The sequence below is a fragment of the Haliscomenobacter sp. genome, assembly GCF_041740695.1.
Lineage (GTDB): Bacteria > Bacteroidota > Bacteroidia > Chitinophagales > Saprospiraceae > Haliscomenobacter.
In genome coordinates this window covers 56143-74523 of record NZ_JBGSLK010000017.1, presented here as the reverse complement: position 1 = coordinate 74523, position 18381 = coordinate 56143, and the positions used below count along the sequence as shown (strand labels likewise).

At 47.9% G+C, this 18381-nt stretch carries 10 protein-coding genes; 8 read left to right on the top strand and 2 right to left on the bottom strand.

Features of this window, described 5'->3' with window-relative positions:
- Positions 1-90: 90 nt before the first annotated feature.
- The gene (locus ACEW9O_RS03025) at positions 91-1329 is read right to left on the bottom strand and encodes a serine hydrolase domain-containing protein (RefSeq protein ID WP_373548641.1); all 1239 of its coding nucleotides are present in this window, start codon (positions 1327-1329) and stop codon (positions 91-93) included.
- A gap of 324 nt (positions 1330-1653) precedes the next feature.
- On the opposite strand from ACEW9O_RS03025, the gene ACEW9O_RS03020 reads away from it, so the two are divergent.
- From ACEW9O_RS03020 to ACEW9O_RS03010, 3 genes are read left to right on the top strand one after another with little or no spacing between them, the layout of a single operon-like run.
- Positions 1654-4062: a TonB-dependent receptor domain-containing protein gene (locus ACEW9O_RS03020; RefSeq protein ID WP_373548640.1), complete on the top strand. Its 2409-nt coding sequence runs from the start codon at positions 1654-1656 to the stop codon at positions 4060-4062.
- A gap of 7 nt (positions 4063-4069) precedes the next feature.
- Entirely contained in the window at positions 4070-5149 is a 1080-nt protein-coding gene (locus ACEW9O_RS03015; RefSeq protein WP_373548639.1) for a DUF4249 domain-containing protein, read from the top strand.
- Between the two features lie 59 nt (positions 5150-5208).
- Positions 5209-6798 carry an amidohydrolase gene (locus tag ACEW9O_RS03010; RefSeq protein WP_373548638.1) on the top strand — a complete coding sequence of 530 codons (1590 nt, stop codon included), beginning with the start codon at positions 5209-5211 and terminating at the stop codon, positions 6796-6798.
- 58 nt (positions 6799-6856) lie between these two features.
- Here the strand turns inward: ACEW9O_RS03010 and ACEW9O_RS03005 are convergent, their stop codons facing one another.
- Positions 6857-7327 (bottom strand): YciI family protein, encoded by a 471-nt coding sequence (locus ACEW9O_RS03005; protein WP_373548637.1) that lies wholly within the window; start codon positions 7325-7327, stop codon positions 6857-6859.
- A 226-nt stretch (positions 7328-7553) separates the two neighbouring features.
- On the opposite strand from ACEW9O_RS03005, the gene ACEW9O_RS03000 reads away from it, so the two are divergent.
- From ACEW9O_RS03000 to ACEW9O_RS02980, 5 genes are all read left to right on the top strand, one after another.
- Complete coding sequence (locus tag ACEW9O_RS03000) at positions 7554-8792, top strand: NupC/NupG family nucleoside CNT transporter (protein ID WP_373548636.1); 1239 nt, start codon at positions 7554-7556, stop codon at positions 8790-8792.
- A gap of 240 nt (positions 8793-9032) precedes the next feature.
- Positions 9033-10874 carry a DUF1080 domain-containing protein gene (locus ACEW9O_RS02995; RefSeq protein WP_373548635.1) on the top strand — a complete coding sequence of 614 codons (1842 nt, stop codon included), beginning with the start codon at positions 9033-9035 and terminating at the stop codon, positions 10872-10874.
- A 152-nt stretch (positions 10875-11026) separates the two neighbouring features.
- The gene (locus ACEW9O_RS02990) at positions 11027-13084 is read left to right on the top strand and encodes a plastocyanin/azurin family copper-binding protein (protein ID WP_373548634.1); all 2058 of its coding nucleotides are present in this window, start codon (positions 11027-11029) and stop codon (positions 13082-13084) included.
- A 359-nt stretch (positions 13085-13443) separates the two neighbouring features.
- Entirely contained in the window at positions 13444-16677 is a 3234-nt protein-coding gene (locus ACEW9O_RS02985) for a SusC/RagA family TonB-linked outer membrane protein (protein WP_373548633.1), read from the top strand.
- 63 nt (positions 16678-16740) lie between these two features.
- Positions 16741-18306, top strand: coding sequence for a SusD/RagB family nutrient-binding outer membrane lipoprotein (locus ACEW9O_RS02980; protein ID WP_373548632.1), 1566 nt, complete (start codon positions 16741-16743; stop codon positions 18304-18306).
- The last annotated feature ends 75 nt before the right edge of the window (positions 18307-18381 follow it).

Below are 18381 nucleotides of genomic sequence, written 5' to 3'. Positions count from 1 at the left end.
AGTTGAGGCTGCCGCAGAGACTTAGACCAGGACATTGTCAAAATCGCTGCGGCAGCCTCAACTTTCTCAACCTCCTCAACCTTCTAAACTTTAACGGCTTTGGTAACTCAAAGCAGCTTTATATTTTCCAACACTTTCCCATTCCTTGATGGAATCGGCCTGAAAGCGGTAAAAATCGAAGAAAGAAGGAATGCAAGAGCTGGCAATCGGGCTTGGGTTGTTGAACAAAATACAAATCCCTATTTTTTCTTTGCGGTCAAACGCCAGTTCGCTGCGGTAGCCATTTACATAGCCACCATGATAGATCAAAGTATCGGCCCCACAATCCAACACCCGCCAACCCAAAGCATAATAAGCATCACGCATCGGTGCCCAGTGCGGAAATACCCGACGCTCATTGCTGGTCGTGATGATCGGAGTAAACACATGATCCAGGGTAGCCTTACTGACAATATCCGGGCGATTGCCCATCAAAATTTGTAGCCATTTGCCCATATCGGAAATGCTTGCGTTGATGCCTCCAGCTGCTGCGGTATTGTAATATTTGGTGGTAATGTCCATCCGACCGCCCAGGTTATCGTGGGGGAAGGATTTGTCCTTGGTTTTGATCATGTCCCGGTACGACATCGAAGCAGAAGCCATCCCTGCAGGGTTAAAAATCCGCTCTTGTACCAATTCTGGATACGTTTTTTGGGTTGTATTGTACATCACTTCTTCGATCAAACTAAAGACCACGTTTTGGTAATTGTACAATTTACCCAATGGAGCGGCCGGGCGTACCCGTTGCAAGCGTGCAGCAATGTTTTTCAAGGTCCAGTCACTTTCTACCAAATCCGAATAGGTGTGATATGGCATTCCGGTGGTATGGGAAAGCAGGTGAGTAATGGTCGCGTTTTCGGTATGTTCTGGTGTGGAGAGTTTAAATTCGGGGTAATGTTTTTTCACTCGATCATTCCAGGCAAATTGCCCGTCCTCAACCAACATCCCACTCAATACACCCGCAAAACCTTTGGACAAAGAACCAATTCTGAATACCGTATTGACGTCAACTGAATCGCGCACCCGTGAATTTTTGACCCCAAATCCACGCATGTACAAAATAGACGTATCCTTCACGATCACCACCGCAGCACCCGGCGTGCGTGAACCTTCCATAGCCGTCTTAAAAAACTGGTCAAAATTGTTGACGACCTCGCGCAAGTGAGGGTTCTCCAGGTTTTTTGGAAGGTACTTCAACTCGCGTTTTTCGGAGACTTCGTTCTTTGGCCAAAAATAAGGTATCGCCAACATTGCCACCAACGCCAATAGCGTTTTACCACTCCATCGCATAATCTTTTAATTTTTTGGTATTCATGGAATTAAAAAACAAAAAAGGGCATTGAGGTTTTAGGAACTGAGTAGTTTAATGCTTTTTTAACGGATTAGCCTATCTTATTCTTGTTGCTCTTTAACTATACTTACCCATAATGCAGCAAAAAGCGAAAAGTTACACTTGACTTCTCTTTTTTTTAAAACTAAGTTAAACGTCTTGTGGCTGTGATTATTGCCAATTGGTCTGTTATTTTTGCCTGATTACCGACGCAAGCCCTCATCTGTTTGGCCGTTACAAGATTAGCAACTATTTTGAAGCGCACATTGATCACAACCATTTACATGAGCCGCAAATTATTAACACCATTCTTGCTTGGTTTGAGCACCTTGTTTTGTTCATTTTTACAAGCTCAAGAAGCAGGGAAAACCCAAACTTTTACCGTTTATGGGAATGTCCTTGATTCCCTCACCCAAGAACCGATTAGTGGTGCTGCCGTTTTTTTAACCGAGAGTCGAGCTGGAATTTATACCGATAAAAAAGGCTTTTACGGCATTCCCACCCCCGCAGGGGCTTTCACCCTCCGCATTAGTTATTTGGGGTATGCTGCCAAGGTTATCCCGATCCAGGTGGATAAAAACGTAGTTATGGATGTGGTGCTGAGCAAAGACGCCAAGTTTTTGGAAGAGGTCACCGTAATCAGCAGCAAACCAGAAGAAAATGTACGCAGCACCGAAACCGGAGTAGCCCAACTCAGCATCCGCAGCATTCGCAAAATCCCTGCCTTTATGGGAGAAATTGACGTGGTGCGCAGTTTACAAATGTTGCCGGGAGTGAGCACCGTTGGTGAAGGCGCAACCGGATTGAACGTACGGGGTGGCAGCATTGACCAAAACCTGGTGCTGATGGATGACGCTCCCGTATTCAACAGCTCGCACCTTTTTGGCTTTTTTTCCATTTTTAATCCCGATGCCGTGCGGGATGTGACCTTATCCAGAGGTGGGGTATCAGCAGAATACGGGGGCCGTACTTCTTCAGTATTGGATGTCAAATTGAAAGATCCAGACCTCGAAAAAAGCAGTTTTTACGGTGGAATTGGCATGATTTCGAATCGCTTAGGATTGGAAGTGCCTTTGATCAAGAACCGCCTGGCCATTTTAATTTCCGGTCGGGGTTCTTTTAATGACTTTTTATTTAAACTTGGCCCAGAAAGCATACAGGGTACAGTGGCCAATTTTTATGACCTGACGGGGAAAATTCTGTTCAAACCCAGTGAAAAAACCCGTTTGTCCTACACCTCTTACAACAGTTTTGATGCTTTCAAATTGCCTTCCGATTCTTTGAATACCGTAAATGTAAACGCCAGTTCGTCGCGCTATGAATATCGGACGTACAACCAAACCTTACGCTTCAACTGGTTTGTAAGCAAAAATGCCTCCTTTACCCTGACCGGGGTGCAAAGCATTTACAAAGCCAACACTGCTGTTCCCGATTCCAGCATTGCCTTTGACCTGAGTTCAGGCATCCGCCTACGGGCACTCAAAGCGCGTTATGTACACACCGGAGAAAAAAACAACCTTTCTTTTGGTTTGGAGAGCACCAATTATCAAATCGACCCTAACCAACTGGTACCAGGGCCTTACTCCAATATTTTAGCCATCGACATCCAAAGGGAATTGGCGCGTGAGTCTGCGGCATACCTGGAAAATGAATGGAAATTCAGCCCGCAATTTTCGGTCATTGCAGGTCTGCGCTATTCCTTTTTTCAACGCCTCGGAGCTGATACCGTATATCGCTACGCGCCCGAAGCGATTCGCATCGACGAGAATGTGGAAGAGACCCAGGTTTTTTCCAAGGGCACAGCATCAAAAACCTACGGCGGGATTGAACCCCGTCTTTCCTTGCGCTACAGCCTGAATGAGAACACATCCATCAAGGCCAGCTACAACCGCATGCGCCAGTATGTGCAGTTGATTTCCAACACCACTGCTGCCTTGCCTACCGCGCGTTGGGGTACCAGCGACCTGAATATTTTGCCTCAAATTGCTGATCAGGTGTCACTAGGTTTTTTCAAAAATCTGGAAGAAAATCGCTGGGAGACTTCCGCCGAATTGTACTACCGCCAATCTCAAAACTTCCCGGATTACCGGGATTTGGCGGATTTGATTTTTTCCAAAAATCTGGAACAGGAAATTATTCAGGGCGAGGGAAAAGCATATGGACTGGAATTGATGGCCCGCAAAAACACTGGATTTTTGACCGGATGGGTAACTTATACCTACGCCCGTACCCAAATTAAAGTGGATCCCCGCTACAAATCTATCCACAACTATACCGGAGCATGGTACCCAGCTAATTACGACAAGCCGCACACCATGAATGTGATGATGAACTACCGTACGGCCATCAATGTCACCTTATCCGCTAATTTCACTTACAGTACGGGGCGTCCCGCCACTTATCCATATGGCCGTTTTATTGCGGCAGGCAACACGGTGCCTTTGTATCCCAATCGAAACTTGCAACGCATCCCCGATTATCACCGCCTGGACCTGGCCTTGATCGTGGAGCCAAACCCCAACCGCATCCGCAAATGGAAAGGCACCTGGGTGTTGTCGGTATATAATCTGTATGGCCGCAAAAATGCCTATTCGATTTATTTTGCCCTCAACCAGCGCAAACAGACCAATGCCAACAAGTTGGCCATTTTTGGTTCCGCTTTTCCATCCCTTACTTACAATTTCAAATTTTGAGATGACCATGAAATTTAAAAATAGCCTGTTGCTGTTGTGCTTAGGTCTGAGCTTGTTTTCCTGTGTTCAACCCGTTGATTTAGCGGTACCCAATCGGGACGATGGAATGGTTGTTGCAGCCAATTTGACTACAGTAAAAGGGCTTCAAGAGGTGCGTCTTACCCGCCTGGCCAGGTATGATACCCGAGCCCTCAATTATCCGGTAAGCGCTGCACAGGTATGGGTTGTGGATGGTAGCGGGCAACGACAGAACTATATCGAAGACGCCAAAAACCGGGGCTGGTATTTCCCGGCTAGTCGTGAATTTGTTGGCGAAGTTGGTAAAACTTATGTACTGCATATCTTGACTTCGGACAACCGTAAGTATGAATCCGGCCCAGAAACTGTCCGCCCAATTGCGCCTATCAAAAAGGTTTATCCCGAACCCGTTGTTGTGGATGATCCCAAACTAGGCAACGCCATCATTGGATACAATATCCTGTTGGACACCGAGGATTCACCTAACAAAGGGGATTATTACCGCTGGAGTTGGATTCATTACGAACAATTGGTGTATTGCCGGCAATTTGAAGGGGTTCCATATACCGGCGGTCCAGAAACCCTGGTTGGCCTCACTTGTTGTGAGCCATGTTGGGACATTGTCCGTTGTTACCGCAACTGTACCAACGTTTTATCCGATGCCTTGATCAATGGCAAAACAATCACCCGGCACCCCATTACCAATGTCGCCTATTGCGCCCGGGATTACTACATCGAAATCCAGCAAAGGGTGATTTCCCGGGAAGCCTATAATTATTGGAAAGCAGTGGATCAGCTTTCGTCCAACAACGGCAGTCTTTTCGATACGGCTCCGGCAGCTATTCGGGGCAATATCAAGTGCATCAGCAACCCCGAAGAAGAAGCCTTTGGTTTGTTTGAAGCCAGCGCCATCAGCGAAAATGGATTCTTTATTGAACGTACCCAATCGGCGGTGCCCGCAATTGTGACCTGCCCGCCCAACCCGGTGACTGCAAATCCATTGATTTGTGCTGCCTGTGTGGAAAGTGCTTTTCGAACCAAAATCAAACCAAAATTCTGGACAAAATAACCCTGCGGAATGGGAATAATACGGTACATTTCCATTGCTTATTGATAAAACGGATTAGTATGATAAAAACAGTACACACATTGCTCCTCACCCTCGGTTTGGTGAGTGGAGTATTGGCCCAAACATCCAAATTGACCACTGAAAAAATTGAAGCCCTTAAAAAAGAAGTGGCGGAAAAAGTCCAAAGCCGGGCCAAACTGGCGCAGGTCATGGTCGATAAGGTGTTTAGTTTTGCCGAGTTGGGTTTTCAGGAAGTGGAAACCTCCAAGTACCTCACTGGCATTTTGCGCGAAAATGGCTTTTCCATCGAATCTGGCATCTCCGGGGTGCCCACCGCCTGGATGGCCAGTTGGGGCAGCGGCAAACCCGTCATTGCTATTGGCAGCGATTTGGATTGTATCCCCAAAGCTTCACAGAAGCCGGGCGTTGCCTACCACGATCCCATCGTAGCGGGTGCTCCTGGGCACGGTGAAGGGCACAATTCGGGCATTCCACTGAACATCATTGCGGCCATTACCGTCAAGGAAATTATGATCCGCGAGAAAATTCAAGGTACCCTGGTCTTGTGGCCCGGAGTAGCTGAAGAACTGGTCGGCACCAAAGCCTTCTTCACCCGGGATGGTTATTTCGATAAGGTCGACGCCTGCATTTTTACCCACGTTGGCAGCAATTTGGGCGTATCCTTCGGTCAAGCATCGGGTACGGGGCTGGTGTCGGTAGAGTACGAGTTTGAAGGGGAAGCCGCCCACGCCGCGATGGCACCCTGGCGTGGCCGCAGTGCGCTCGACGCTGTGGAATTAATGAGTATAGGCTGGCAGTATTCCCGCGAGCACATGGATCCACTGCAGCGCTCACACCACGTGATCAAAAACGGTGGCGACCAACCCAATGTGGTGCCTTCCAAAGCGAGCATCTGGTTTTACTTGCGGCACATCACCTACCCGCAAATCATGGAGCTCTACAAACGCGCCAACCGCATCGCCGAAGGGGCCGCGTTGATGACGGATACCAAAATGACTTCGCGGGTACTGGGCTCGGCCTGGCCTCGGCACTTCAATCAGGTGATCGCCGAAACGATGTACGAAAACATCAAAAAAGTTGGCTTGCCGACCTGGTCTGAAGCTGACCAAACCCTGGCTCGCGCCATTCAAAAAGAAGTAAAATCACCTCGGGATACCAATGGCATGTCGAGCAAACTGGATACCCTGGGCCAGCCCGTGCGCAACCCCATCAGCGGTGGATCTGACGACATTGGCGACATTTCCTGGAAATTGCCGACCATCACTTTGAGCTATCCTTCTAACATCCCTGGGCTGCCTGGGCACCATTGGGCCAATGCCGTAGCCATGGCGACCCCCATTGCCCACAAAGGTGTAGTGGCCGGGGCCAAAGCAGAGGCGATGACCCTGCTGGATTTGTTGCTTAAACCCGAATTGATTACCAAAGCCTGGGAGTATTTCCGCACCGAACAAGGCATGAAGCAGCAGTACATCCCTATGGTGAACCCCACGGACAAACCAGCGGTGCACCTGAATACGGATATCATGGAGGAGTTCCGCCCGAAGTTGGAGAAATTCTATTACGATGAGAAGAAGTACGGGAGTTATCTGGAGCAGTTGGGGATTAAGTATCCGGTGGTGAGGAAGTAAATGTTCCAAAGTTCCAGGGTTCGGGGTTGAACCCTGGAACTTTGGAACCCTGGAACCTCTAGTAAAGCTTACTCCCCACCGGCCCCCACCAAGGCATCACCTCCACCGTAAACCTTCCAGCCCGCACCGCCGGATCCTGCCAGATCAGGTGCTCCGCCTCTTCCTGCGAGAGCGCCGACAAAATGAGCATTTCGCGCATATCGCCCTCCCCTTCCATCAGGCCAGCCATGCATAGTTTTTTGGTATCCCCCAACCATTTGAGGTGATCTTGATGATACCTACTCAGGGTTTCTATTTCCTTTTGGCTCAAATTGCGTACTGGCCCTCGCCGCAACAAGCAGAGGAAATATTTCTTCAGCAGGTAAATGGTGTCGCCCATTTCCATTTGCATGAATTGAACTTGTGTGGTGGTTTTAGGAGCGGGAGCCGGAGCAGCCGGAGCTGGAACCGGAGATTTGGGCATCAATTGAGCCGAAACTGAGGTGTAAATGCCCAGAAGTAACAAGAACAGTAACAGTCGTGATCGCATGAGTGTACATTTGAAAGCTACATATAAACTCTTTCCAGTAGTTTTTTTTCTCCCTTGGCTTTCATTCGTTCATTTAACGCTGATTTAACGATTCATATTTTAAAAGCACTCATCAGGGCGAAGCCGGTGTAAACATGAATTTGATCGTCAAAAACCAAAAAAACCAAGGTAGTATCCAAATTACCAGAACAATCTATTACCTTTCTGCTCTAACTAAAAGCTATTTATGGAGCGGTTTATCGGACTGATTGGAATGGTTCTGATTTTGGGAATTGCCTTTTTGCTATCCAACAATCGGAGGGCAATCAATTATCGTACAGTTGGGGTAGGACTTTTGCTACAACTTGGATTGGCAGTGTTTATTTTAAAAACCACCGTAGGCAAAAATACTTTTGCCTGGTTGGGTGCCAAAATTCAGCGCTTGTTGGAAATGGCGGACCAAGGTGCATTGTTTGTATTTGGTCCACTGGTCAACAAGGGCTTATTGGACAAGGTTTTAGGCCCTGAAAACAGTTTCATCTTTTTCTTCAAAGTAATTCCCACTATCATTTTTGTTGCCGTTCTGGTGAACATCATGTACCACATCGGGGTCATGCAGCGGGTGGTATCGGTCATGGCCGTGGGCATGAAATGGCTGCTGGGCGTGAGTGGTGCCGAAGCCATCTCGAATGTAGCCAGTACTTTTGTAGGCCAGGTGGAGGCCCAAATCATGATCAAACCTTATCTAAAAACCATGACCAACTCCGAGCTCATGTCTTCCATGACGGGTAGCTTTGCTTGTATTGCCGGGGGGGTTATGGCCACTTACATTGCTTTGGGAGTACCGCCTGAGTACCTCCTGGCGGCCAGCATCATGGCTGCACCGGGAGCTCTGGTGATTTCAAAAATCGTGTACCCCGAAACCGAAGAACCCGAAACCCAGGGTACCGTTAAGTTGAAAGTTGAAAAAGCCTATGTCAACTTGGTCGACGCCATCGCTGGTGGTGCCGGAGATGGCCTACGGGTGGGCTTGAATGTAATCGCCATGTTGATTGGTTTCATCGCCTTGATTGCCTTGCTCGATTTGTTTTTGGGAAAATTTGGCATGATGGTTGGCCTGCCCGAGTTGAGCTTTAAATTTGTCATGGGTAAGATCTTTTTCGTGTTTGCCTGGGCAATGGGGGTTCCCGTCAAAGACTTGACAGCCGCGGGCTCCTTGATGGGCACCAAATTGGTGGTCAACGAATTTGTAGCCTACCTCGATTTGGTTCAAATGAAACATTACCTGGAACCAAAAACCATTGCCATCACCAGTTTTGCCTTGTGTGGTTTTGCTAATTTTAGTTCCATCGCCATTCAGGTAGGGGGAATCGGTCAGTTGGCGCCCGAACGAAGGGCTGATTTGGCTCGGTTGGGCTTTAAAGCGCTCATTTGTGGTACGCTGGCGAGTTACATGTCGGCAACCATTGCTGGCTTGTTGTTTTAAGTGTAGAAAATTCTTTTGCGATAAACATGAGTTATCTCGAATTTTTTAAATATTACCAAAGCGACACTTTTTTAAGCACAAAGGAAAAAAAGAGGACACCAAGGACACAAAGCGAAACATAGTCAACATCTAACTCTGTGTTCTTTGTGTCCTCTTTTTTTTCCTTTGTGCTAATTTTCATTGTTTTGTGTTGAAAAATTCGGGATAATTCATGTTTGCGGTACAATAAACATTAGATCAATGACTATTTACAAACCAAAACATTACGGAATTGCCCTGCAATTTCTCCTTTTACTCGTGGGACTGAATGTTCAGGCTCAGAATACCTTTTACGAACTGAGCAATCTTCCACTCAACGACCTCTCTGGTTTTCGTTCTCCCGCCGCCTGTTGGCAAATCGTGGGCGAAACCAGTGGAAGTCCCGAGAATAAGTTGCTGAGTTCAAAGCCAGGTACGGGAGTGCTCTTCGACAACTTCAGCGAAAAGTTTCTCTACAAACGCGAAGCAGACATTTACAGCCAATTGGAGCACGGTGACATGTACCTCGAGCTTGAGTTCATGTTACCCCAAGGCTCCAATTCCGGTATTTACCTGCAAAGCCGCTACGAAATCCAGCTTTACGATTCCTGGGGTGTAACCCGTCCTAAGTACCAGGATGCGGGTGCCATTTATCCCCGCTGGATTGAAGCGACCAAAACCAATTACGAGGGGCATGCACCCCGTGTCAACGCTGCACTGGCACCAGGGCTTTGGCAAAAATTACAAGTCCATTTTCAAGCGCCACAGTTTGATGCCCAGGGGCACAAAACAAAACCAGCTGTATTCAGCAAAATTATCCTCAATGGCATCACCATCCACGAAAACGTGATCCTGCTGGGTGTAACCAGAGGTGCTACTTCGACTGAAGAAGTAGCCAAAGCGCCTTTCCGCATTCAAGGCGACCACGGCCCTATCGCTTTCCGCAACATCAAATACGCCTTGTTGAACGAGTTTGAAGCGCCCATCAAGGAGCTGACTTACCGATACTACGAAGGGCAATTTGAAAACTTTGAAGCCCTGGCCAACGCCAAAGTGACCCGCGAGGGCAAAGCTGCCGCCATCGATTACACTCTGGCTGACAACGTCAACAAAATGGCGCTGGTTTTTAATGGCAAAATTGACATCAAAGAAGCAGGTAGTTATCAATGGATTTTGCAGCGTTACGGTTCCGGAAAATTGAGTGTAGATGGCAAAGAGGTTTTACCCAGTGATTGGAAGTCGGTCGGTGATCCCTCCATCGCGACTACCAATTTGAGCGCCGGAGAGCACAGTTTTCAGGTCAGTTATTTGAAAAATTTCAGTTGGTGGCCAACCGCCGCCGGATTGAGTTTGCAAAAAACCAATGGCAAACCCATCGCCCTACATACGCTCGCCTCCTTGCCCGATCCACGGCCCTCACCCCTCATTGAAGTGGAACCCAAACAAGAGCCTAGTTTGCTGCGTTGTTTTTTTCAACATTTCAACAAGAAAAAAACCCAGGTCATTCTGGTGGGCGACCCCAAAGGAACCCACTACGCTTACGACCTTGACCAGGCCGCTTTATTGCAAGTTTGGCGGGGCGATTTTGCCAATGCCACCGACATGTGGCACGAGCGAGGTGAGCCTCAAACTGCGGTGGCAATGGGCGTAGGGCAACGATTGCCCGGGCGCTGCCCCTTGGCCTTGGATGGCTTAACGGATACTTTAGACCAAAAAGATTTAAAATACAAGGGCTATCAATTGTCCGTAGAGCGTCATCCCACTTTTAGCTATCAGTACAAGGGCATTACCTTCAGCGAAAGTTTTAAAGCTGGAAGTACCCCTGGACTGGAAAGAGTGACTTTGATCAAAAATCCAGCGGGAAAAAAATTCAGTTACCGCCTGGCCCAGGGCAACAGCATCAGCAGCGTCGGCAACGGCTTGTACGCCATCGATGGACAACGCTACTACCTGCGCGTCACTGATCCGATCAACTACAAGATCGTCAGCAACCAGGGCCTGCAAGAATTGATTTTTGAGTCCAGTCAAACGGAGCTTAAAGTGGCTTCTACCTTGATTTTTTAAAAGCTTAGGGGCGATAAAAAATAAGTGCTTCATTTTGCCAAAGGATTAGACAAGTAAACGGTTCATTTCAAGTGTCTTATCTAATCCTTTGGCTCAAAAAAAATGAACACTTATTTTTGCCCCACTACTTAAACAAGCTAAAAGTTAAACCAATGCAATCCATCAAAATATTTTTATCCACCCTTTGCCTCCTCAGTGGATTGAGCGTTTTTGCCCAAACTGGCAAACCACTCACCGAGAAAGATTATTACTTCCTCAAAACCGTAGCCATTCCCGAAGACATCAAGCTGGAAGTAGGCGGTTTGGCACCTATGGCCGACGGGCGACTGGCAGTTTCGACCCGCCGGGGACAGATCTGGGTGATTGAAAACCCTTACATGATCAACGGTACCCAGCCCCATTATCAGTTGTACGCCGAAGGTTTGCACGAAGTGCTGGGCCTAGCCTACAAAGACGGCTCCTTGTACTGTACCCAACGCGGCGAGTTGACCAAAATGACCGACACCGATGGCGACGGTCGCGCCGATGTGTTTGAACCCATCTACCGCTTCAACATCAGTGGCAACTACCATGAGTACGCTTATGGGCCAGTATTCGACAGCAATGGCGACATGTACGTCACCCTCAATGTAGCCTGGGTAGGTTATGGCGATGGTTTGGGCAAATGGCACGGCTGGTTGCTCAAAATCAAACCCGATGGGCAAATGGAACCCATCGCTACGGGTTTGCGTTCACCCGCCGGTTTTTGGGTCAATGGCAAAGACGAAGTTTTTTATGCCGAAAATCAAGGTGACTGGGTAGGCTCTGGCCGGGTGACCCATCTGGAAAAAGGCGATTTTGCGGGCAATGCCGGAGGTTTGAACTGGACCAAGGAACCCGAATCTCCTCTCCGCCTCACCAAAGCGGATTTGGCCAAAGTCGACGATGGCCGCACCATGTACGAAGCGGCCAAAAGCATCAAAGAAATGAAATTGCCCTGCGTATGGTTTCCCCATACCCTCATGGGCATTTCGACATCAGACATTATTGAAGACAATACCGGCGGGGCTTTTGGCCCTTTCAGCGGCCAATATTTTGTAGCCGACCAGGGGCATTCCAAAGTCATGCGCATGACCCTCGAACGGGTCAATGGCAAATACCAGGGTGCTTGTTACCCCTTCCGCGAAGGTTGGGCTTCGGGGCTTCTGCGCCTGCGCTGGGGTACGGACGCCTCCATGTGGGGCGGCATGACCAGCCGAGGTTGGGCCAGTACGGGCAAAGCCGAATACGCATTGCAACGCCTGGTGTGGTCGGGTAAAATGCCCTTTGAGATGAAAAACATCAGCGCTCGGCCCGATGGTTTTGAAATTGAATTCACCCTTCCCGTAGATAAAAGCCTGGCTAAAAGCGCCGCCAATTATGGTTTCACCTCCTTTAATTACGAGTACCACCACCAATACGGCAGCCCCATCATCAACCAGGGCAATTGCCCGCTGCGCGGCCTGATCGTTTCAGAAGATGGGTTGAAAGTACGGGTGGTATTGGACAGCATCCGCGAGGGCTACATCCACGAAGTAAAGTTGAAAAACTTCAAAGCGGCGGATGGCACTCCCCTACTCCACGATTTTGCGTATTACACCATGAACAACATTCCGGTTGGGGAAAAAGCGAGCCTCAGTGCCGACCAAAAAATCGTGGCTGTTACAGCGCCCGCGCCCATGCAGCACGACCACATGGACATGAAGACTCCTGTGGTGCCCGCTGCCAAAGGGAAAAAGGGAAAAAAAGTACCCAAAGCGACTAGTACCGCTGCGGCCCTAAGCAAAAACCTGAATGAACAACCCGCGAGTTGGGGGCAGCCTGATCAGGTGCTTTCACTGGGCACCAAACCGGGCCTGAAATTCGACCTGGATTTGTTGACCGTGAAGGCAGGCAGCAAAGTCAAACTGGTGTTCAACAACAACGATGATATGCAACACAACCTCGTTGTCACTGTCCCAGGCATGGCCAATAAAGTAGGCGAAAAAGGCATGGGCTTGGGCCTCAAGGGGCCTGAATTGCATTATGTGCCCAACCTGGCGGAGGTACTTGCCAATACCAAAATTTTGGAGCCGGGTACTACCGAGACGATCTATTTTGTGGCACCGAGCAAACCGGGGGATTACCAGTTTGTATGTACCTACCCTGGGCATTATTTGGTGATGCAGGGAATCTTGAGGGTTTTACCGTAGAGACGCACGACTGTGCGGCTCTGCCCAAGAGAGGAGCCGCACAGCCATGTTGTATCCACTGAAAAAATTGTTATTAAAAAGTATCCGCAATAAAAATTAACTGTTAAATCTCGACGATTTGAGTTAAGGTGAAAATATTGAATATTAGTAAAAAACCCTTGATTTTCATAGCTCATCAGCCTCAGAACCCTTTGTCGCCTACTTTACAAAAGCTTCAACTAAACTTAATTTCCATTTCTCTTCTAAGTCATTCACAATCTGGACTTTTGTGCATTCAGTTCACCGACTAAAAAGGCTATGCTGGCGGCAACCAACATAGCCCAAACATTCTAGATTGATTAATCTAATCAGTTAAACCTATGAAATTAAATTTACCAAAGCAAGGCTTGCTCATGGCTTTGCGCAGCTTTTGTCTGCTATTTGGCTTCCTGCTCACGCTACAAGCCAATGCCCAGCGCACACTCACCGGAACCCTGACCGACCAAAAATCAGGTGAAGCCCTAATCGGTGCTTCCGTATCCGTAAAAAACACCGTTAAAGGAACCGTAACCGACATTGATGGAAAATTCAGCCTGGTACTGGCTGATGACGAAAAAACGCTGGTGATTTCCTACACTGGTTATGCAACCAAAGATGTAGACGTTAGCTCAATCAGCAATTTGGAACTCGCCCTGGAAGCCGATGTGATTGGTTTGTCTGAAATTACGGTAACTGGTTTGGGTCAAACCAAGGAGCGTCGTTTTTTGACTTCCTCTCAGCAATCTGTGAAAGCTTCTGAACTGATCAAAGCCCGTGAACCCAACAACGTGGCGGGTTTGGTTGGTAAAGTTGCAGGTTTGACTGTAGGTTTGAACAGTGAGATGTTGCGCCGTCCCAACGTTTTGTTGCGCGGTAGTAGTGACATTTTGTACGTAGTGGATGGGGTTCCGATCAACTCTGATACCTGGAACATCAATACCGATGACGTAGAAAACTTTACAGTTCTGAAAGGAGCAACCGCTTCTGCCATCTACGGTTTCCGTGGTCGCAACGGTGCGATCCTGATCACGACCAAACGTGGGTCTAAAAACCCTCGTGGCTTCGCAGTAGAATTCAACTCTACTACCCAGCTGGAGAACGGTTTCAACTCTTTGCCAAAAACTCAAGACCTGTATGGCCCTGGTGACCACGGTATCTACGAGTTTGTAGATGGCAGAGGGGGTGGTAAAAACGACAACGACTACGACGTATGGGGACCTCCGCTCGATGGCCGTTTGTTGCCTCAGTACGATAGCCCAATTGACCCTGTCACCGGCAGACGTATTCCTACACCTTGGACTGCTCGCGGAAAGGACAACTTGTCTCGCTTCCTGCGCCCTGGTTTACTGTTCAACAACAGTGTAGCTATCTCTAGCTCAACTGATCGTTCGGATTTGCGTTTCTCTTTGGGCCATACCAACCAAACCGGTATCGTTCCAAATACCAACATCAACATCACCAACTTCAACGCCAACATTGGTTACAACTTTAATAGCCGCCTGCGTTTTGAAGCGAACATCAACTTCAACCGTCAATACACCGACAACATCAACGATACCAACTACGGGCCTAACTCCATCATCTACAACATCTCTTCCTGGGCGGGTGCCGACTGGGACATTGATGACATGAAGCAGGTATGGCAGGAAGGTAAAGAAGGCATTCAGCAGATTTACGCCGAATACCAGCGTTACAACAACCCCTGGTTGATGTCGAACTACTGGCTGCGTGGCCACAGAAACAACAATGCCTACGGTTATGTGTCTTTGTCTTACAAAATCACACCAGACCTGAAATTGATTGCACGTAACGGCATCAACAGCTACGACATCCTCCGCACTGAAAAGATGCCTTACTCTGCTGGTTCTTACGGTCGGGATGAACGTAGAGGTGATTACCGTGAAGATCGTCGCTCTTTGTTTGAAAACAACACCGATGTATTGTTGGATTTCAGCAAAACAATCAGCAAAATCCGTGTAAACGCATTGGCCGGTGGTACCATCCGTACTTTTGGATACAATACCAACTATGCATCTACCGATTACCTGATTACTCCAGGGGTATACAACTTCGCTAACTCGGCTAACCCTGTGCGTGCATTCAGCTTCAATTCCAACATGTTGGTGATGTCTGGGTTCTACTCTGCTGACGTTACCTTGAACAAGTACCTGACGCTTAGCCACACTGGCCGTGTAGACCGCATTTCTACACTACCGGTTGGAAACCAGGCGTTCTACTACCCATCAGTAGGTCTGAACTCTATCGTTACAGAGTACGTTAACCTCGGCCCTGTGTCGATGTTGAAATTACGTGGCGCTTATGCCAACGTTAAGGATGGTTTGACTCAAGGTACCATTGGTGCTGCCGGTGCTTCTATCCTGGGGTATGGTGACAACTACTCTTCAGTGTACAACGGGCCTAGCTACGCCAACGCGGAAGTATATTCTACCAGCTTGTCGTACAACAACGTTCCAGCTGCTTATTACACCAACCAATTGGGCAATAAAAACCTGAAGCGCAACTCCCGCACTGAGTTGGAATTGGGTATCGACTTCGCACTGTTCAGAAACAAGATCAACGTGGAAGCAACTTACTTTGACATCAAGGAAGGCCCACGTACTTTTGCTCGTCCAATCTCTGAAGCTACTGGTTACACCGCTCAGTTGGTTAACGGGATCGTTACCCGCCGCAAAGGGGTGGAAATCATGATTAGTGCTGATCCATTCAAAAACAGCAATGGTTTGAAGTGGATGCCGATGATCAACTTCTCAACTTTGCGTGAGCGTTACGAAGAGTTTTATACCGAAAACGGCCAAAATGTTACGGCGTTGGATCAATTCTCTCAACAAGTGGGTCGTCGTGTAGATGAATTCTGGTCCAATGGTTACCTCTTTACCCAGGATGGTCAAATCATCAACGATGCAGGTGGTCGCCCAATCCGTTTGAGTACGGTGAACTCCAGCGCTGCTAAATTCTTGGGCTACGTTGATCCAAACTTCGTTTGGAGTTTCATCAACCGTTTCTCTTACAAGAAATGGACATTGCAGTTCCAGTTTGACGGTCGTCAGGGTGGTGTAATTGCCAACTACTTGCAGCGCCAGTTGTTCCGCGGTGGTCGTCACATCGAAACCACTCAAGGAGCCATGGGTGTAGCTCGTTTGGAAGATACCAAAGGCAACAGGACTTGGGTGGGTTCAGGTGTTCAGGTTGCCAGCGGCACCATCCAAACAGACATCGAAGGCAACATTACGAACTATAATGAGTTGACTTTCAAGCCAAACGATACCAAAACTTTCTTGCAAGATTACATTAGCCGCTACTACCAGGAAAACGAGCTCAACCTGATGAGCCGTTCTTTCGCCAACCTGCGTGAAGTGACCCTAACGTACAACGTTCCGTTGAAATCCAAGAGTTTCTTCAACCAGATGACCGTGTCTCTAGTTGCGCGTAACTTACTGTACTTCGCTGAGAAAAAAGACGTCGACTTGAACCGCTACATCTCTCGTCAAGGTTCTTCTGACTTCGATACGCCTACGACCAAACGTTACGGAGTAAACCTCAACTTTACGTTCTAATATTTCTGGTTTGGTAGAGACGCACGGCCGTGCGTCTCTACATGCCATCAAAAAATAAAAGCAATGAAATTCAATAAATTTTTCGCTATTGCAGCGCTAGCCTTTACAGCCGTTTTCAGCAGCTGTAATTTCGACGAGCTGGACATCGATCCAAACCGCGCTACCGGCTCTCCTGCCAACCTGATTCTGAACGGTGTTCTGAACAACATGTGGGAAAATGCCTGGACGCAAGAACAACGCTACAACCAGTACTGGTGCATCAACTACAACTATTACGGAACCAACGAATATTGGTCTGGTGCAGCCTCTACCGATTACACGCGTTTGAAGAACGTGATCAAAATGGAAGAAGAGGCAACCAGAGCAGGTGGTGCTGCGGTCAACCCTTATTCTGCACTTGGAAAGTTTTTCCGTGCGTACCATTTTGTAAACATGACCCAAAAATTTGGTGACTTGCCTTTGAGCGAAGCACTACAAGGTTTGGACATCCAAGCTCCTGTGTACAATACTCAAAAGGAAATCTATGTACAAGTATTGAATTGGTTGGATGAAGCAAACACTGATTTGGCCTCATTGATTGCCAAAGGTGGTCAAAAAGCCGATGGAGACTGGTTCTATTCTGGAGACTTGGCCAAATGGCAAAAACTGGTGAACAGCTACAAGTTGCGTGTACTGCTTAGCTTGAGTAAAAAAGAAGCGGATGCTGATTTAAAAGTCAAAGCACGTTTCGCTGAAATTCTAGGCAACCCAAGCAAGTTTCCAATTTTCACCGGAATGGCCGACAACCTGGTATTTATTCCAAGTAGTTCTATTCCTAGTTTCTACTACCGCAAGAACCCAAACAACTACGGTTTTGACGCCTTGCGCGAAAATACTTCCAAATTGTACATCGACTTGCTGAAGGAATTCCAGGACCCACGTCTATTCATCGTTGCTGAACCAGCTGAAGCGAAAGTAAAGGCAGGCGTTAATCCAACTTCTTTCGATGCATTTGCAGGTGCCAGTACTGGTGAAGGCCTCGATGACATGGCTTTTAATGCTCAAAAAGGTGAATATTCGCTGATCAGTCGCAAACGTTTCTATGCTACTTATGCTGGTGAGCCTGTAACTCAAGTAGGGTATCAGGAAATGTGTTTCAACATCGCGGAAGGTTTGAACCGTGGTTGGGCCACAACTGGCAGTGCTGAAGACTGGTACAACAAAGGTATCCTGGCTTCAATGAGTTTTTACGGATTGAAGGATGGTGTCAACAACGTAGATTTCTTGAAATTGGGCGGAAAATTGGGCGAATTCAACTCTTACCCTGTAAACGTTGATTTCACAGCTTATCTGGCTCAGCCAAAGGTAAAGTATGCGGGTAACAATGCCGATGGTCTGGCTCAAATCCTGAAGCAGAACTACCTCGCCATGGCTCAAAGCTCTGGTTTGCAAGCTTATTACAACTGGCGCCGCACGGGTATTCCTGCGTTCTTGACTGGTGTAGGGATTGGCAACCAAGGCAAAATTCCACTCCGCTTTAAGTACCCCAACGCAGAATACAACACCAACAAAGCCAACGTAGAAGCAGCCGTTACTCGTCAAAGCTTTACCAATGACGACCTCTTCGGCAAAATGTGGATCATCCAATAAGCCTATAAAAAACCCCTAAAACCTTATCATACCATTGAATATAACAACGCCGTGGGCCTTTTGCCTGCGGCGTTT

Excerpts from the sequence above, each read along its gene's own strand:
- ACEW9O_RS03000 (WP_373548636.1), top strand. The coding sequence starts at position 7,554 with ATGGAGCGGTTTATCGGACTGATTGGAATGGTTCTGATTTTGGGAATT.
- ACEW9O_RS03015 (WP_373548639.1), top strand. The coding sequence starts at position 4,070 with ATGAAATTTAAAAATAGCCTGTTGCTGTTGTGCTTAGGTCTGAGCTTG.
- ACEW9O_RS02990 (WP_373548634.1), top strand. The coding sequence starts at position 11,027 with ATGCAATCCATCAAAATATTTTTATCCACCCTTTGCCTCCTCAGTGGA.
- ACEW9O_RS03005 (WP_373548637.1), bottom strand. The coding sequence starts at position 7,327 with ATGCGATCACGACTGTTACTGTTCTTGTTACTTCTGGGCATTTACACC.
- ACEW9O_RS02995 (WP_373548635.1), top strand. The coding sequence starts at position 9,033 with ATGACTATTTACAAACCAAAACATTACGGAATTGCCCTGCAATTTCTC.
- ACEW9O_RS02980 (WP_373548632.1), top strand. The coding sequence starts at position 16,741 with ATGAAATTCAATAAATTTTTCGCTATTGCAGCGCTAGCCTTTACAGCC.
- ACEW9O_RS03020 (WP_373548640.1), top strand. The coding sequence starts at position 1,654 with ATGAGCCGCAAATTATTAACACCATTCTTGCTTGGTTTGAGCACCTTG.
- ACEW9O_RS03010 (WP_373548638.1), top strand. The coding sequence starts at position 5,209 with ATGATAAAAACAGTACACACATTGCTCCTCACCCTCGGTTTGGTGAGT.
- ACEW9O_RS03025 (WP_373548641.1), bottom strand. The coding sequence starts at position 1,329 with ATGCGATGGAGTGGTAAAACGCTATTGGCGTTGGTGGCAATGTTGGCG.
- ACEW9O_RS02985 (WP_373548633.1), top strand. The coding sequence starts at position 13,444 with ATGAAATTAAATTTACCAAAGCAAGGCTTGCTCATGGCTTTGCGCAGC.